This window comes from Candidatus Aminicenantes bacterium, from assembly GCA_026393795.1.
Lineage (GTDB): Bacteria > Acidobacteriota > Aminicenantia > UBA2199 > UBA2199 > UBA2199.
In genome coordinates this window covers 1-1,881 of sequence record JAPKZL010000146.1, presented here as the reverse complement: position 1 = coordinate 1,881, position 1,881 = coordinate 1, and the positions used below count along the sequence as shown (strand labels likewise).

Annotated in this window: 2 protein-coding genes; both read right to left on the bottom strand. The window is 60.4% G+C overall.

Annotation, left to right across the window (positions count from 1 at the left end; genetic code table 11):
* A partial coding sequence (locus NTW95_06845; GenBank protein ID MCX6557134.1) for a hypothetical protein occupies positions 1–315 on the bottom strand: 315 nt, incomplete at its 3' end.
* Positions 288–1,881: triple tyrosine motif-containing protein (locus NTW95_06840; GenBank protein MCX6557133.1), on the bottom strand; the 1,594-nt coding region annotated here is incomplete at its 5' end. The genes NTW95_06840 and NTW95_06845, both read right to left, overlap by 28 nt.

The following is a 1,881-nucleotide window of genomic DNA, read 5'->3' as shown; positions in this document are numbered from 1 at the left end:
CAGGCACCCCGATTCGATCTTGAGATCCAGCTTTTGTTCTTTATTCAGCATTTGGTTGGCAAATCCTTCGGCCGCCAGCGAGACCAAACCCCCGATGTCCACGGCCTGCAGTTCCAGTTTAAGGTCATCCGTTTCGATGCGCGATATCTCCAGCATATTGTTGAGCAGAGCCAGCATGCGCTTCGAGGCTTCAAAAATTCCCTTCGCCAATCTGACACTGGCCGGAAGTTCCGGATTCTTCCGGCAGATCAGATCGGCCGAACCAATGATGGCCTGCAGCGGATTTTTCAGGTCGTGCACCGCGATGCGCTGCAATTCATCCTGCAGCGTTCACGGACCTGGGCCTCAAGCTCATTTTTGCGGCGCTCCAGACTGCGGAAGCGCCAGCGTACGGCCAGTGCGGCCAGAAACAGCAGCGCCAGGACGACCAGCACCTGGAACCAGAGCGTCTGGTAGAAGAAAGGCCGCAGTTCGAAGACCAGGCTGGCTCCGCTCTCGTTCCATTTGCCATCGTTGTTGCAGGCGATGACGCGCAAGGTGTAGCGGCCTGGGGGCAGGTTGGTGTAGGAAACCTGCCTCTGGTTGGTCTCTGCACTCCAGCCGCGGTCAAAACCCTGCAGCCAGGTCTTGAAGCGGACCTTTTCCGGCACCAGGAAGCTCAAGGCGGTGTAGGTGAACTCGAGCCTCTTGCGTCCGGGGTCGAAAGCCAGTGGCGGCGCCATGCCCATTCCCTGACCGTCGACGGTCATTTTCTCGATGGCCACGGGCGGGATGAGATTGTTGTACCTGTTGTACTCGAGGTCGACCACCGCCACTCCCTTGATGGTCGGGAACCACAGCTTGCCGTCCTGAGCCCTACAACCTGCCGGTTGGGCCGGGCCGGTGCTCTCGATGCCGCGTACTCCCTCGGGGATGCCGAAGGACAGGGAGTTCACCCGCCGACTGCGGCCGTCGGCAAAATCGTTCAGTTCCTTTTTGCTGGCGCGGAATATCCCCTTGTTGCAACTCATCCACAGGAAGCCCAGGTTGTCATCGAGGATTTCGAAGGCAACGTCGTTGTAAAGCCCGTCCCGGGTGGTGATGGCACGGAACTTCCCGTTCTTGAAGCGAAGCAGGCCGCTGCTGTTGGTGCCGATCCACAGGCTGCCGTCCGGGTCGAGATGGATCGTCCAGATGGCATTCTGGGTGAAGCGGTTGTAGAAATGAAAGGTCGTGATCTCCTCGCCGCGGAAGCGATACAGGTCGCCGTTGAAGGCCCCCACCCAGACCGTTCCCTCGTGGTCCTGGGCAATGGCGTAGATAAAGTCGTCGCCCAGGCCGTTGCGGCGGCTGTAATTGACAATGTGGCCGTCTGGCCGCAGGATATCGATGCCGCCGCCATTGGTCCCTGCCCAGATTGACCCGTCGCGGTCAGCCAGGACGGCGCGGACTATGTCATTGGCCAAGCCGTTGCGGGTCGAATATACCGTGACCCTGCCAGCCAGCAGGCGATGGAGCCCGCCGCCGTAGGTGCCGAACCAGATGGCCCCGTCCCGGCCCTCGGCAATGGACCAAATGCGCAGGTTACGCAGTCCCTCCTTGGCGCCGAAGACCTGGAAGCGTCCAGCGCTGTAGCGAACCAGGCCGCCGTCAATGGTGCCAATCCAGAAATCGCCCCGGCTGTCCTGGAAGACAGAACGGATCAGGTCGACCGGCAGGCCGTTGCGCGAGTTGTAGAAGAAATAGCGGTCTTCCTTGAGGCGGTTCAAGCCGCTGTTGGTGCCGATCCACAGGCTGCCCTCATGGTCCTCGATCAAGGCCCGGACCGAATCGTCGCTCAGACCATCCGCCTTGCGCAGAGAGGTGAAAGAGCCGTTTTGGAAGCGTTTGAGCCCGAAGTCA